The sequence below is a fragment of the Rhodoferax sp. PAMC 29310 genome, assembly GCF_017948265.1.
Taxonomy (GTDB): domain Bacteria; phylum Pseudomonadota; class Gammaproteobacteria; order Burkholderiales; family Burkholderiaceae_C; genus Rhodoferax.
Genome location: NZ_CP072852.1, coordinates 4,458,832 through 4,470,628, shown reverse-complemented (window position 1 = coordinate 4,470,628; position 11,797 = coordinate 4,458,832). Strand labels below are relative to the sequence as shown.

General features: G+C 60.5%; 12 protein-coding genes. 10 read left to right on the top strand and 2 right to left on the bottom strand.

The window, feature by feature from the left end; all coding sequences use genetic code 11:
* The first annotated feature begins 21 nt into the window (after positions 1 to 21).
* The 9 genes from J8G15_RS20760 to panC all read left to right on the top strand — a co-directional run bounded on the left by J8G15_RS20760 (position 22) and on the right by panC (position 8,703).
* The gene (locus J8G15_RS20760) at positions 22 to 231 is read left to right on the top strand and encodes a DUF3460 family protein (protein ID WP_210544836.1); all 210 of its coding nucleotides are present in this window, start codon (positions 22 to 24) and stop codon (positions 229 to 231) included.
* 67 nt (positions 232 to 298) lie between these two features.
* The gene (locus J8G15_RS20755; protein WP_210544834.1) at positions 299 to 1,147 is read left to right on the top strand and encodes a ScpA family protein; all 849 of its coding nucleotides are present in this window, start codon (positions 299 to 301) and stop codon (positions 1,145 to 1,147) included.
* Between the two features lie 7 nt (positions 1,148 to 1,154).
* Entirely contained in the window at positions 1,155 to 2,819 is a 1,665-nt protein-coding gene (nadB, locus tag J8G15_RS20750; protein WP_210544833.1) for an L-aspartate oxidase, read from the top strand.
* A 7-nt stretch (positions 2,820 to 2,826) separates the two neighbouring features.
* Positions 2,827 to 3,465, top strand: a complete 639-nt coding sequence (gene queE / locus J8G15_RS20745; RefSeq protein ID WP_210544830.1) for a 7-carboxy-7-deazaguanine synthase — start codon at positions 2,827 to 2,829, stop codon at positions 3,463 to 3,465.
* A 102-nt stretch (positions 3,466 to 3,567) separates the two neighbouring features.
* Complete coding sequence (gene bioA / locus J8G15_RS20740; RefSeq protein WP_210544828.1) at positions 3,568 to 4,965, top strand: adenosylmethionine--8-amino-7-oxononanoate transaminase; 1,398 nt, start codon at positions 3,568 to 3,570, stop codon at positions 4,963 to 4,965.
* Complete coding sequence (gene bioF, locus J8G15_RS20735; RefSeq protein WP_210544826.1) at positions 4,931 to 6,160, top strand: 8-amino-7-oxononanoate synthase; 1,230 nt, start codon at positions 4,931 to 4,933, stop codon at positions 6,158 to 6,160. The genes bioA and bioF overlap by 35 nt, the downstream gene beginning before the upstream one ends.
* Positions 6,157 to 6,903, top strand: coding sequence for a dethiobiotin synthase (bioD, locus tag J8G15_RS20730; RefSeq protein WP_210544825.1), 747 nt, complete (start codon positions 6,157 to 6,159; stop codon positions 6,901 to 6,903). Before bioF ends, bioD begins: the two co-directional genes overlap by 4 nt.
* 82 nt (positions 6,904 to 6,985) lie before the next feature.
* Positions 6,986 to 7,867, top strand: a complete 882-nt coding sequence (gene panB / locus J8G15_RS20725; protein WP_210544823.1) for a 3-methyl-2-oxobutanoate hydroxymethyltransferase — start codon at positions 6,986 to 6,988, stop codon at positions 7,865 to 7,867.
* Positions 7,868 to 7,878: 11 nt separating this feature from the next.
* A complete protein-coding gene (panC, locus tag J8G15_RS20720; RefSeq protein WP_210544821.1) occupies positions 7,879 to 8,703 on the top strand; it encodes a pantoate--beta-alanine ligase in 825 nt (274 codons plus the stop codon).
* Positions 8,704 to 9,165: 462 nt separating this feature from the next.
* Here panC and J8G15_RS20715 read toward each other — a convergent pair whose 3' ends face one another.
* The gene (locus tag J8G15_RS20715) at positions 9,166 to 9,657 is read right to left on the bottom strand and encodes an aspartate carbamoyltransferase (RefSeq protein WP_240538393.1); all 492 of its coding nucleotides are present in this window, start codon (positions 9,655 to 9,657) and stop codon (positions 9,166 to 9,168) included.
* Between the two features lie 261 nt (positions 9,658 to 9,918).
* On the opposite strand from J8G15_RS20715, the gene J8G15_RS20710 reads away from it, so the two are divergent.
* Positions 9,919 to 11,108 (top strand): IS3 family transposase gene (locus J8G15_RS20710; protein ID WP_210544819.1). Its coding sequence is split into 2 segments (ribosomal slippage): positions 9,919 to 10,177 and positions 10,177 to 11,108, totalling 1,191 coding nucleotides; the frame shifts between segments, so codons are not numbered across the junction.
* A gap of 295 nt (positions 11,109 to 11,403) precedes the next feature.
* On the opposite strand, the gene J8G15_RS20705 is transcribed toward J8G15_RS20710, so the two are convergent.
* A complete protein-coding gene (locus J8G15_RS20705) occupies positions 11,404 to 11,718 on the bottom strand; it encodes a BON domain-containing protein (RefSeq protein ID WP_210544817.1) in 315 nt (104 codons plus the stop codon).
* Positions 11,719 to 11,797 lie beyond the last annotated feature (79 nt).

Below are 11,797 nucleotides of genomic sequence, written 5' to 3'. Positions count from 1 at the left end.
GCGACAAAGAGGTTTTAGTTCATGAATATTTTTTACCGCCCCAAATACCGCTCCGAGGTCACGTCTTTCATTGACGAACTCAAAACCAAAGACCCCGCGCTGGAGGCCAAGCAACGCGAAGGGCGCGATTTGCTATGGGACAAAAACATCGACCGCACCGCCTGGGTGGGTTTTCGGGACGCGGAAGTGGAACAACAGCCCTACGTTTACCAAACCAATTCAGATCATTGAACAAATTGACCTGCAGCCCTTGCCGAACCTGCGCAAGTAGCTCCTTTTTCAATAGCAAAATTCAACCATGGGTAAGAGCGCCAGCTTGAACGATCCGCTTGCGCTTGGCAGTTCCATCATGCCCGAGGTGGTGGACAACGTGGCGGTGGCGCGTCTTTATGGTGAGCCGCTGTTTGCCATGCCCAAGGATTTGTACATTCCGCCTGACGCACTGGAGGTCTTTCTGGAGGCCTTTGAAGGCCCGTTGGACCTCTTGCTTTACCTGATTCGCAAGCAGAACTTCAACATTCTGGACATCCCCATGGCGGGCATGACCCGCCAGTACTTGGTGTACGTTGAAGAAATCCGCAACCACAACCTGGAACTGGCCGCCGAGTACCTGCTGATGGCGGCCATGCTGATCGAGATCAAGTCGCGCATGCTGCTGCCGCCCAAGAAGGTGGCTGAGGGCGAAGAAGCCGAAGACCCGCGCGCCGAGTTGGTTCGCCGTTTGCTGGAATACGAGCAGATGAAAATGGCCGGGGCCAAACTAAATGCCCTGCCTCAATTTGGCCGCGACTTCCTCACGCCACAGGTGATCGTCGAACAATCTCTGCAACCCCGCTTTCCGGACGTAAACGTGGATGACCTGCGGGACGCCTGGCGCGACATTTTGAGGAGGGCCACACTGGTGAGCCACCACAAGATCACCCGCGAAGAGCTCTCCGTGCGCGAACACATGACCATGATTCTGAAAAAGCTTCAAGGCCGGCGCTTTGTTGAATTTGAAGAATTATTTGACCCCAGCCAAGGTACGCCCGTGTTGGTGGTGACTTTTATTGCGATGCTGGAACTGGCCAAAGAAACACTGCTTGAAATCACCCAGGCCGAGGTATTTGCCCCCATATACGTCCGCCTGGCCTACACCCCTGCTTAAGGTTTGCATGACCGCCTCCCACGAAACTTTGCCTGCTGTTCCCCCGCCTCCCCTTCAATTTGACGTACTGATCGTCGGCAGCGGCTTGGCCGGGCTGAGCGCCGCCCTGCTACTGGCTCCCAAACACCGCGTGGCCGTGATCACCAAACGTGCGGTGCATGAAGGCTCCAGCGGCTGGGCCCAGGGTGGCATTGCCGCCGTCTGGAGCAAAGACGACAGTTTCGAGGCCCATGTGGACGACACCCTGGTGGCCGGCGCTGGACTGTGCGACCTGGACGCCACCCGCTTTGTGGTGGAGCAGGCGCCTCAGGCCATTGCCTGGCTGCAATCAATGGGTGTGCCCTTCTCCGAAGAGGCCGGCCAGCTGCATTTGACCCGTGAGGGCGGCCACAGCGCCCGACGCATCGTGCATGTGACCGACGCCACAGGCGCGGCTGTGCAACGCACGCTGATCGAGCGGGTGCGCAACACCCCCAGCATCACCCTGTTTGAAAACCACACCTTGGTGGACCTGATCACCGCCGACAAATTGGCGGCCATCAATGACGCCGACTACAGCGCGGCCAATCAGTGCCTGGGCCTGTACGCGCTGGACGAAGTCACCGACGAGGTGCTCACATTTCAAGCCCCGCACACCATTCTGGCCACCGGCGGCGCGGGCAAGGTTTACCTCTACACCACCAACCCGGACACGGCCACCGGCGACGGCATTGCAGCGGCGTGGCGGGCGGGCTGCCGGGCGCAGAACATGGAGTTCATCCAGTTCCACCCCACCTGCCTCTACCATCCGCACGCCAAGTCCTTTCTGATCAGCGAGGCTGTGCGCGGCGAAGGTGGTCGCCTGTTGCTGCCCGACGGTACCCGCTTCATGCCGGGCCACGATGCCCGCGCTGAGCTCGCCCCGCGCGATGTGGTCGCCCGCGCCATTGACTTCGAGATGAAAAAAGGCGGTTTTGACTGTGTCTACCTGGACATCTCGCACCAGCCGCTGAGCTTTTTGATGGAGCACTTTCCCAACATCTACGCACGCTGCCTCGAGTTGGGCATTGACATCTCCAAGCAACCGATTCCAGTGGTACCTGCCGCCCACTACACCTGTGGTGGCGTGGTGGCAGACCTGTCAGGCCGCACTGACTTGCAGGGCCTGTATGCCATTGGCGAGACCGCCTGCAGTGGCTTGCATGGCGCCAACCGTCTGGCCAGCAACTCCTTGGTGGAATGCATGGTGTTCGCCCAAGCCACCGCCAAGGCCATCAACGAGGTAGCGGCTGGGCACTTGCCCGAGCTGCCGGCCTGGGATGAAAGCCGCGTCAGCGACCCCGATGAGATTGTGGTGATTTCGCACAACTGGGACGAGCTGCGCCGCTTCATGTGGGACTATGTGGGCATCGTACGCACCAACAAGCGCCTAGAGCGGGCCGCCCACCGCATCACCCTGCTGCAAAGCGAGATTCACGAGTTCTACGCCCGCTTTCACGTCACCCGCGACTTGTTAGAACTGCGCAACCTGGTGCAAGTAGCCGATTTGATTGTGCGCAGTGCCCAGGCTCGCAAAGAAAGCCGTGGCTTGCATTTCAGCCGGGACTACCCCGACATGCTGGAACAAGTCAGCCCCACGGTGCTGACTCCCAGCAACCTGCCCCAGCAACACCTCAACTTGAGCAAGACCTGAGCAAGCCATGACCTACAGCGTCAAAGAAATTTTCTACACCCTGCAGGGCGAAGGCGGCCAGGCCGGCATGCCGGCCGTGTTTTGTCGCTTTGCCGGCTGCAACCTCTGGAGTGGTCGAGAGAGCGACCGCGAAAGCGCGGTGTGCCGGTTTTGCGACACCGACTTTGTGGGCACCGACGGCACGCTGGGCGGCAAGTTTGCCCAAGCCGACGTTTTGGCCGACCGTATTGCAGCCCAGTGGCCCACCAGCGACCACGCCAACCGTCTGACCGTGCTCACGGGCGGCGAGCCCCTGATGCAAGTAGACACCGAGCTAATTGACGCCCTCCATGCACGCGGTTTTCGTATTGCGGTAGAGACCAACGGTACCCTGCTGGCCCCGCCCGGCATCGACTGGCTGTGCGTCAGCCCCAAGGCTGGGTCGCAGTGGATTCAAACCCGGGGCCAAGAGCTCAAGCTGGTCTGGCCACAAGCCGGTTTCGATTTGCACACCATGGCCACCACGGGCAAGTTCGAGCATCGTTTCCTGCAACCCATGGACGGCCCGGTGCAAGCGGCCAACATTGCGACCTGCATCGACACCTGCATGCAAAACCCCACCTGGCGCTTAAGCCTGCAAACCCATAAGGTCAGCGGCATTCGCTGACCAAGGAGGCCCGACTGGGCCTACGCAGCGCCTGACGGCCTGACCGGTTGGCGCACGCTCCCGCCCAATTCCGGCGGCACCGCCACCCCGAGGACTGACCCCATGCTTCACCCCCCGCCCACCGGCACGCTGGCCCAGCGCAGCTTGAAAAGCGTCTGGCACCCCTGCACCCAGATGCAGCGCGCCGCCACCGTGCCGCCTCTGGCCATCGTGCGGGGAAGCGGCCCTTGGTTGTACGACGATGCCGGCCAGCGTTACTTTGACACCAGCAGTTCCTGGTGGGTCAACCTGTTTGGCCACGCCGACGCGGGCATCAACGCGGCCATCAAGGCGCAGCTGGACGTACTTCCCCACGTCATGCTGGCGGGCTGCACCCATGCACCGGCGGTAGAACTGGCCGAGCGCCTCTCCGCGCTGACCAACGGGGTACTGGGTCATTGCTTTTTTGCCAGTGACGGCGCCTCGGCGGTAGAAATCGCGCTGAAGATGAGTTTTCACCACTGGCGCAACCGGGGCCAGGGCGACAAGCGCGAGTTTGTCTGCCTGCGTCGTGGCTACCACGGCGAAACACTGGGGGCACTGGCCGTCACCGACGTCGCCGTGTTCCGCGACGCCTACGACCCCTTGCTACTGAAGTCGCACCAGGTCATGTCGCCAGACGCCCGCCAGGCCCTGCCCGGTGAATCCGCAGCCGATGTCGCCCGCCGCGCCGCAGCCGAGCTGAAAGTGCTGTTTGAAGCCCGCCACCAGCACATAGCCGCCCTCATTCTGGAACCACTGGTGCAGGGCGCCACTGGCATGGCCATGCACGACCCGCTGTACCTGCGGGAAGTGCGTGCCCTGTGCGACCGGTTCGAAGTCACCCTGATTGCCGACGAAATTGCCGTGGGCTGTGGCCGAACTGGCACCTTCTTTGCCTTCGAGCAGGCCTCGTTGCCAGGTGAACTCCGAATCTGGCCGGACTTGATTTGCCTGTCCAAAGGCATCAGCGGTGGTTACCTGCCGCTCTCGCTGGTGCTCAGCCGCGACAGCATTTATGAGGCCTTTCTGGACGACGATGTGGCGCGCGGCTTCCTTCATTCGCACTCCTACACCGGCAATGCCCTGGCCTGCCGCGCCGCTTTGGCGGTACTGGACCGCTTTGATCAGGATGATGTACTCGCCAAAAACCAACAGCGAGCGCAGGCCCTGAACGCCGCCATGGCCCCGCTGCGTGCCGACACCCGGCTGGAGCACTGGCGTCAACGCGGCATGATTTGGGCGTTTGATGTCCGAGAAGAGCTGGTGGGCGCACGCTTTCCCGAGCGCTTTCACCTCGCTGGTCGCACCCATGAACTGTTGATTCGACCCATTGGTCGCACCGTCTACCTCATGCCGCCCTACCTGCTGGACGACGAACTCAGCCCCTGGCTTGCCCGTGCGCTCACCGCCACGCTGAACGACGTACTCAACCAAACCCCTACCGATGCTCATCTCACACCTGAACCACCAACTGCGTGAACGCGACGCGCTGGCGCTCACCCGCCAGCGGCGCATTGCCGAGTCCGCCAGCGCGCCGCACCAGCGTCTGACGCACGGCGCACAGCCCGCGCGCGATCAGCTCACTTTTTGCAGCAACGACTATCTGGGTCTGGCCAATCACCCTGCACTGATTGACTCCGTTGCCGAAGGCGCCCGACTCTATGGCGCAGGCAGCGGCGCCTCGCACCTGATCAACGGCCATTCCCGTGCCCATGTGCTGCTGGAAGACGCCCTAGCTGACTACCTGTCAACCTGCATCCCCGAGGCACGAGCGCTCACTTTTTGCACCGGCTACATGGCCAACATGGCGCTGCTGACCAGCTTGGGCTACGCCAACGCCACCCTTTTTTGCGACAAGCTCAACCACGCCTCCTTGATCGACGGCGCCCGCCTGGCCAAGGCCAGCGTCAAGCTCTACGCCCACCGCAACTTGCCTGACCTTGCCCGACAACTGGTCGAATGCACCACGCCTATCAAACTAATCGTGACCGATGCCGTTTTCAGCATGGACGGGGACTTGGCCGAACTGGATGAACTGTTGGCCCTGGCAGAGCAGTTTGACGCCTGGTTGATCGTGGACGACGCCCATGGCTTTGGCGTGCTGGGCGAACAGGGACGCGGCAGCCTGTCGCACTTTGGCTTGTGCAGCGAGCGTCTGATTTACATGGGCACCTTGGGCAAGGCCGCTGGCTTGAGCGGCGCCTTTGTGGCCGCCCACCCCAGCATCATTGAGTGGCTGATCCAAACCGCCCGCGCCTACATCTACACCACGGCCGCCCCACCCGCCATGGCCCACGCCTTGCTCACCAGTTTGGCCCTCATTGGGGGCGATGAAGGCAAGCAACGCCGCCAGCACCTGCAGACCTTGATTACGCAACTGCGCCAGCAACTGCAGGCTTTGATTGAAAAACATCCCACGTTGGGCTGGACGCTGACAGACTCACACACCGCCATTCAAGGCTTGGTGGTCGGCGAAAACGCCACGGCGCTGGCACTCTCCAGCCAGTTGGATGCGCGAGGCCTGACCGTGCCCGCCATTCGCCCGCCCACCGTGCCTTTGGGCACCGCCCGCCTGCGTATCACCCTGAGCGCAGCCCACACCTTGGCCGACATTTCGCAACTGATGAACGCCCTGACAGACATTGTGCAAACCCTGGAAAACACTCCGTCATGAGTCAGAACCCACCACTTCAAAGCTGCTTTGTCGCCGGCACCGACACCGGCGTCGGCAAAACGCACATCAGCGCAGCGCTGCTGCACTGGTGCGCCCTGCAAGGCTGGGCCAGCGCCGGCCTCAAACCGGTGGCGGCCGGCACCACCCTGGTCAACGGAAAAGCGGTGAACGACGATGTGCAGGCCCTGCAGGCCGCCAGTTCCATAGATTTAAGCGACGCTGAAGTCGGCCCCTTCCAATTCGAGGCCGCTTGCGCCCCCCACATAGCCGCTCAGCTGGAGGGGAAAACCATTGAGCGCGAGCATGTGATGGCAGCCACCCACGCCCTGATGGCCCGCGCAGAAATCACCGTGGTGGAAGGCGTGGGCGGGTTCTGTGTACCGCTCAATGACACCTGGGACACCGCCGACTTTGCCCAGGAACTGGGCCTGCCCGTGGTGCTGGTGGTGGGTATGCGGCTGGGCTGCCTGAGCCACGCCTTGCTCACGGCTGAGGCCGTTCGCGCCCGTGGCCTGGCGCTGGCCGGCTGGGTGGGCAATGTCATTGACCCCGACATGCCCCACCTGGTCGCCAATCTGGCGACCCTGCGCCAGGAAATGCAGCGCCGCCATCAGGCGCCCTGCCTGGGCAGCGTGCCGTGGATGAGCCAGCCCACCCCGGCCCTGATTGCGGCGCACTTTGACGCAGCAGCACTGCACGCGGTGCTGGCACCTGGGCGCCCGCTGAAGGCCATGGGGTCTTAGTGAGCCACGCCTATCCTGTACAAAGCCTCTGGTTTGATCGACTAGACTCCCGCCATTACCTGAATCGTTCTCGGAGACAGCCATGAACAGCCCACCCCCCGCTTCCAACACGCCTTACGGCACCCTGCCCACCACCAGCAACCCCACGGCGCGCAAGCCCGTGAGCCTGCCTCGTCTGCTTGACATGCGGGCCCGGGGAGAAAAAATCGCCATGCTGACCGCTTACGACGCCACCTTTGCCGCCGTGGCCGACGCCGCCGGCGTGGACTGCGTTCTAGTAGGTGACTCGCTGGGCATGGTTTGCCAAGGCCTGTCCACTACTGTAGGCGTCACGTTGGAGACCATGCGTTACCACGTCGAAAGTGTCGCGCGCGGCGCCCGGCGGGTGCAGGCCACCGTGTGGATCGTCGGTGACCTGCCTTTTGGCAGTTACCACGAATCAAAAGAACAAGCCCTGCGCAGCGCCGTCGTTCTAATGGAAGCAGGCGCTCACATGGTCAAGCTTGAAGGCGGCGGCTGGACCACCGAGACCGTGCATTTCCTGGTGGAACGCGGCATTCCCGTGTGCGCCCATTTAGGGCTCACGCCCCAAACCGTTCACGCACTGGGCGGCTACCGGGTTCAGGGAAAAACCATCGAATCCGCCGCCTTGCTGAAGAAACAAGCCCACGAATTGCAAGATGCTGGCGCCTCCATGCTGGTGCTGGAGATGGTACCCGCCGCCCTGTCAGCCGAGGTGACCAACGAGTTGCTGCATTGCCCCACCATTGGCATTGGCGCCGGCAAAGACACGGCTGGCCAAGTACTGGTGCTGCACGACATGCTGGGCATGAACCTGGGAAAAATGCCCAAGTTCGTACGCAACTTCATGGCCGATGCCCCCGGCATCAAAGAAGCAATGCAAGCCTATGTGGCTGCGGTCAAAGACGGCAGCTTCCCCGACAACGCTCAACACGCCTGGTAAGGCGTCCCCCCATGCAAATTGCCCGCACTGTGGCCGAACTGCGTCAGCAGCTCGGCCCCTTTAACCACGCCGCTTTCGTGCCCACCATGGGCAACCTGCACGACGGCCACTTGGCCCTGGTGCGCCAGGCCAAACCGCTGGGCGACGTGTTGGTCGCCAGCATCTTTGTCAACCGCCTGCAGTTTTTGCCGCACGAAGACTTTGACACCTATCCCCGCACTTGGGATTCCGACTGCGAACGTCTGGAAGCCGCTGGCTGCAACATCGTGTTTGCGCCCAGCGAAAAAGAGTTGTACCCCGAGCCCCAAACCTTCAAAGTGCATCCCCCGGCCGAACTGGCCGACATTTTGGAAGGTCACTTTCGCCCCGGCTTCTTTGTCGGCGTGTGTACGGTGGTCATGAAGCTGTTCGCCTGCGTGCAGCCCCGCGTGGCCGTGTTTGGCCAGAAGGACTACCAGCAATTGATGGTGATCAGGCGCATGGCCCAGCAATTCGCACTGCCCATTGACGTGGTCGGCGGCCCTACCCTGCGCGCCGCAGACGGCCTGGCGCTGTCATCACGCAACGGCTATTTGAGCGAAAGCGAACGCACGGAGGCTGTGCAACTGTCCCTGGCCCTGAAAACCATGGCTGACGCCCTGCGCGCTGGTGCCACCGACATCGCCGCGCTGGAAGCCCAAGCCATGCAGGCGCTCACGGCGCGAGGCTGGCAGCCCGACTACCTCGTCGCCCGCCGTCGCTACGACCTGCAAGCCCCGCAAGCGGGTGACGCGCTGGTGGTATTGGCCGCGGCCAAACTGGGTAAAACCCGGCTCATCGATAACCTGGAAGTGTGAGTCCGCGGTGACGGCTTGCCGGGTGCTGGCACGATGGCAGTCACTGACCCTTTTTTGCTACACATTCAGTAGCTGCTCCCGCTGGCTGAAAATGGACTACAGGCCTAAAAGGCATATAAAAGTTTGTCTGACATCCTGGTGGGCAGCAAGGACCCGTCACGGCCTTGATGCACCCCGCCCCCAGCCCGTCTCGCCCCCGCAGGGGCGAAAGGGGCACCGAACTGCCGAGTTTGGCCAACACTTTTGAGCGAACGCATTCAACTGAGAATTCGTCGTTCTAGCGGATTGCCGCAAGGCGGGTGGCTGAATTGGCCACCTGGGTTCGCCGGGAAATTTAAGTCAAAAATGGGCCTTGGCTGTCCGCATTGGGAGCGGCGGGAGTCATTCGACTTATGGCCGTGAGAGATTCTTCCCGACCAGGACCAACTATTCTAAGATGGTGTCGGCTTTTCGTGATGGCTATCACTGTTTCATCAAGCCTTCGTGGTGAGCATGACCTTCCATGACATCTTTGCCGTGGTCCGACAACTGGGCGTCAAACCACTGGTGCAATGCTGCAACCAGGGTAGCTACTGACGTTTTGTAGGTTAATTCGGCGCCGCCGTTGACATCCTTGTAAGCAATGTCAATTTGCCTTGGTTTCGTGTCCTTCAATTCGGCCAGACCAGGCATGTCTTGACCATGAATGTGGCCAGGCCCGGAGAAGTCACCCTTTAGAAACTGCTCACGGATTTCTTGGAGATGCTGGCGTACCAGCTTCACCTGGGCGGTATCGGACGGGTTCTTGGCCACTACACGCTGCACACCCCCCTGCGCGCCCTTGGTAAAGATGTGGGTGGTAGCTGCCAGTGTGAAAGGCATCACATCTTTGCCCCGCGTGGCGACTTCAGCCTGCCGCTGCGCGTCAGCCATCATCGTTATGTGAGCGGCATGGTCCATTTTCGAGTGGTCCATCATCGGCGAATCCATTGTTTGGGCATGGGAAAGTCCAGCGAGAACGGAAAGACAGAAAGGGATGGCGACAAATTTTCGCATGTAATTTTCCAAGGTTGAATTGGCTTGATCCTATGCCTTGACGGAAACAAGCAGATATGATCCAAATCACATGGAACCCAATAATGCCCCCTTGGAGTGGCCCAAGCTGGTTGCATCTGACCTTGCCCTCGAAAAACGTATCTCTTGCTGAGTGTTTAAATTCACGCAAGGAGAACGGAAATGACGAAGACAGCAAGAGCGCGCTACACGCTCGAATTCAAGCAAGAAGCAGTTCGACTGGTCGAAGGTGGCCAGAGCATTGCAGCCGCGGCACGCACGCTGGGAGTGGTCGACCAGACGTTGTTCAATTGGGTCAAGGCGCAGCGCCAGGGCCAGCTCAAGGGAGCTGACAGCAAGGTATTGGTCAGCGCCGAGCAGATGGAGATCAACCGGTTGCGGGCCGAGCTGGCGCGTGTGAAGATGGAGCGTGACATTCTGGGAAAAGCGACGGCGTACTTCGCAAAGGGATCGATTTGAAGTACGCCTTCATCCAGCGCCACCGCAGCACATGGCCGATCTCGGTACAGTGCCGCGTACTGGGGGTGAGCATCGCCGGGTACCACGAACACTTTGTGCGACTGGCCAGTCCGGCCCAGCTCCGCCACCTGAGCGATGACGCCTTGCTGGTGCACATCAAGGCCATCCATGCCGAGACGCGAGGCGGCTACGGCTGGCCACGCACCTGGAAGGAGCTGCTTGCCCGTGGCATCCGTGTGGGCAAAGAGCGCGTGCAAAAGCTCATGCAGTTGCACGGCATCCGTGCCAAGGGAAAGCGGCGCTTCAAGGTCACCACCGATAGCAATCACGATCTAGCGATCTCACCCAACCTGCTCAACCGGGAGTTCGATGTGGCAGCACCCGACAAGGTCTGGGTGGGTGACATCACGTACATCGCCACGGACGAAGGCTGGTTGTTTCTGGCCGTGGTGATTGACCTGTTCAGCCGCCAAGTAGTGGGCTGGTCGTTACGAGAGGAAATGACGCGGGACATCGTCATTGATGCGCTGCGCATGGCATGGTTCAAGCGGCATCCGGGCAAGCAGGCTGGCCTGATGTTCCATAGCGACCGCGGCAGTCAGTACGCCAGCAAGGACTTCCGGGAAGTGCTCAAGGAGTACGACATCACCAGTTCAATGAGCCGGCGCGGCAACTGTTGGGACAACGCCTGCAGCGAGACGCTGTTTGGATCATTGAAGGTGGAACGGTTATACGGACAGAAGTTCAAGACTCAGCGGGAGGCAAAGGATGAAACGATTGCTTGGATGCTTTGGTATAACCGGACTCGACTGCATTCGACACTGGCCTACGTCAGCCCGGTGCGGTTCGAGCAAAACTGGCTTGCTAATCAGCCCAAGCAAGCCAACTCATGATCTCGGTTATGGGATACGGATTCCAGGGGCAAGGTCAATCTCAATGTCTTTGGAACTCATTCCAAAGACATTGAGGGTGGTCGCCAAGCAATTCGCCGTCGATTCCGGTGAAACCCTATTTTGAGACCCATACCTGCGAATGGTACGGTGTAGTTAAGAAGGAATTGGAGCGATTGCTAAGTGATGTGAACAAGCCGTCCGAGTACTGAGGCGGACACCAGCCGCGCGTCCCAAACGCAATACCGGGGCAGTGCCATGCTGGCACTGCCCCGGTATTCACAGCGAAGTCAGAGCCTCAAGGAAGAACAGCGATCTCGTTGCGCACAGACACAACACCTTTGACACCACTCGCAATGGATTCAGCGGTGGTGCGTTCGTCAATGCTCTTGGCGAAGCCGGACAGCATGACGGTGCCTTTCAGGGTCTCGACCTTGATCGAAGAGGCGTCCACCTGTTTGTTCTCGACGAAACGGGGCTTCACCAAGGTGGTAATACCTGTGTCATCAATGTAGGAGCCCACAGTATCCTGCCCGCGTTGAACGGCACAGCCCGTTGCGGTCAAAAGAACGATGGTAGAAACGGCAACGGCGAGTGTGTAACGAATTTTCATATATATCTCCAGTGGGAAAAAAATTGAAACAGACTGACCTGTCAACTTTAAAAAAATGTGCTTCGGCGGTCGGTGCGCT

Excerpts from the sequence above, each read along its gene's own strand:
- J8G15_RS20760 (WP_210544836.1), top strand. The coding sequence starts at position 22 with ATGAATATTTTTTACCGCCCCAAATACCGCTCCGAGGTCACGTCTTTC.
- J8G15_RS20755 (WP_210544834.1), top strand. The coding sequence starts at position 299 with ATGGGTAAGAGCGCCAGCTTGAACGATCCGCTTGCGCTTGGCAGTTCC.
- nadB (WP_210544833.1), top strand. The coding sequence starts at position 1,155 with ATGACCGCCTCCCACGAAACTTTGCCTGCTGTTCCCCCGCCTCCCCTT.
- queE (WP_210544830.1), top strand. The coding sequence starts at position 2,827 with ATGACCTACAGCGTCAAAGAAATTTTCTACACCCTGCAGGGCGAAGGC.
- bioA (WP_210544828.1), top strand. The coding sequence starts at position 3,568 with ATGCTTCACCCCCCGCCCACCGGCACGCTGGCCCAGCGCAGCTTGAAA.
- bioF (WP_210544826.1), top strand. The coding sequence starts at position 4,931 with ATGCTCATCTCACACCTGAACCACCAACTGCGTGAACGCGACGCGCTG.
- bioD (WP_210544825.1), top strand. The coding sequence starts at position 6,157 with ATGAGTCAGAACCCACCACTTCAAAGCTGCTTTGTCGCCGGCACCGAC.
- panB (WP_210544823.1), top strand. The coding sequence starts at position 6,986 with ATGAACAGCCCACCCCCCGCTTCCAACACGCCTTACGGCACCCTGCCC.
- panC (WP_210544821.1), top strand. The coding sequence starts at position 7,879 with ATGCAAATTGCCCGCACTGTGGCCGAACTGCGTCAGCAGCTCGGCCCC.
- J8G15_RS20715 (WP_240538393.1), bottom strand. The coding sequence starts at position 9,657 with ATGGACCACTCGAAAATGGACCATGCCGCTCACATAACGATGATGGCT.
- J8G15_RS20705 (WP_210544817.1), bottom strand. The coding sequence starts at position 11,718 with ATGAAAATTCGTTACACACTCGCCGTTGCCGTTTCTACCATCGTTCTT.